Origin of the sequence: Sphingomonas populi, assembly GCF_004208535.1 — a bacterium.
In the GTDB taxonomy this organism is placed as follows: Bacteria; Pseudomonadota; Alphaproteobacteria; order Sphingomonadales; family Sphingomonadaceae; genus Sphingomonas; species Sphingomonas populi.
The window spans coordinates 1-1971 of record NZ_SGIS01000126.1; the positions used below are offsets into that span (position 1 = coordinate 1).

Sequence of the window (1971 nt, forward strand, 5' to 3'; positions counted from 1 at the left end):
TATCGCGCGACAATCAGGATCGGAGCTTGCGTCAATCAGGATCGGAATCCGTGACCGCGTTGTTGCTAGTGTGTTCCGCCTGATTGTCGCTGGCAAGCGTTATGTTGGAAGTTGATTGTCGCGGCGCGACAGTAGCTCGCTGTCGTTGATTGTCGCGCGGCCTGGCGGGCGACCTGCGCCCTGCTGTTTGCGCTCGAGAGCGGCCCGGCGACGGTAGCTATCGACGTTCATTTCGAAGATCGTGGAGTGGTGAACGAGGCGGTCTACGGCGGCGAGCGTCATGGCGGGATCGGGAAAAACCCGAGACCATTCTCCAAAGGGTTGGTTGGCGGTGATCAGCGTGGAACGCCGTTCGTATCGGGCGCTGATGAGCTCGAACAGCACAGAGGTTTCTGCCTGGTCTTTGCTGACGTACGCCAGATCGTCGAGGATCAGCAGGTGGTATTTGTCGAGCTTGGCGATGGCGGCCTCGAGCGACAGTTCGCGGCGCGCGACCTGGAGCTTCTGGACGAGGTCGGACGTGCGGGTGAACAACGTCCGCCAGCCATTTTCGATGAGCGCGAAGCCAATGGCAGAGGCAAGGTGCGACTTGCCGCCGCCTGGACCGCCGATCAGGATCAGATTGGCGCCGCTTTTGATCCAGCTGTCGCCGGCACAGATCGCCATGACGTGCGCCTTCGAGATCATCGGCACGACATCGAAGTCGAAGCTGTCGAGGGTTTTGCCAGGCAACAGCTTGGCTTCCGCCAAATGTCGTTCGATCCTGCGTCTGTCGCGTTCGGCGATCTCGTGCTCGGCGAGCGACGCGAGAAAGCGGGCCGCAGGCCAACCCTCCTTGTCCGACTGCTCCGCGATGGTTGGCCAACATTCCTTGATGGCGGGCAGCCGCAGATCGTTGAGAATAAGCCTGAGCCGCGCGGCATCGATGGCGTGGGTCATGCTGCCACCGCCTGCGCGCCGCCAAGCAGCGCCTCATAGTCGCTGAGCGGCGCGAGCCGGACGACGACGCCCGGGAGACCTGCCGGATCGGGCGCAAATCGAGTCCGGAGCATGGCCATATCGGGCAGGCGCGCGGCGTCGAGTTCGACTGTCAGGACGCTTGCGAGCTCGGCCTCGCATCCGCGGTCATGCGCGAGGCTGAGGATGTCGACCATGAGCCGGCACGCGGCCTTTTCGGGCATGCCTTCGATGAGGCGATCGAAAGTGAGCCGATACGCCTCGCGCGGGAAAAGTTGCGCCCGGTAAACGAGGTTGAGCAGCGCCATGGGCTTTTTGCGCAGCGAATGGATGACGTGGCGATAGTCGACGACATGACCATGCTTGTTGCTGCTGACGGGACGGCCACGCTCCAGCGTCATAAGCCAGGTGCCACCGAGCAAAACATCAAGGCGGTCATCGTAGAGCCTGACGCGCAACCGGCTGCCGATGAGGCGGGACGGGACGGTGTAAAACACTCTCTTCAAGGTGAAGGCGCTCGAGGAGGTGACCGTGACGATCTTCTCCTCGAAGTCGCAGCTACGTCCCGGTGGCAGTGCCTGCAAAGCGGGGCGTTCAGCCTCGATATGCCGCCTGATACGGGCATTGTTGCGACCAACGATCTCGTCGATGAACGCCCGATATGATCCCAGGTCTTCGAAGTCGCTGGTGCCGCGCAGTAGCAGGGCGTCCTTGATAGCGAACTTAAAGTGACCGTGTGGACTCTCGATCGAGCCGTTCTCGTGCGCGATGCCGCGATTATTGCGGGTCGGCTCCATGCCATAGTCGGCGCACAGCGCGTCGTAACGCCGGGTCAGGTCTTCGCGGGCATCCTTGTCGAGGTTGCGGAACGCCGCCGACAGGCTGTCGCTACGATGCTGGCGCGGCGCGCCGCCCAATGCCCACAGGGCGTTCTGCAGCCCTTCCGCCAGGGCAACGAAGCTCTCGCCACCCAGAATGACATGGGCATGCTCGAACCCGCTGTAGGCGAGACGA

Annotated in this window: 2 protein-coding genes; both read right to left on the reverse strand. The window is 62.6% G+C overall.

Annotation, left to right across the window (positions count from 1 at the left end):
* Nucleotides 1-99 precede the first annotated feature (99 nt).
* On the reverse strand, nt 100-939 hold the full coding sequence (istB, locus tag EWE75_RS24390) for an IS21-like element helper ATPase IstB (RefSeq protein ID WP_130160608.1): 840 nt from the start codon (nt 937-939) through the stop codon (nt 100-102).
* On the reverse strand, nt 936-1971 hold a 1036-nt coding region (locus tag EWE75_RS24395; protein WP_130160609.1), incomplete at its 5' end, for a DDE-type integrase/transposase/recombinase. The genes EWE75_RS24395 and istB, both read right to left, overlap by 4 nt.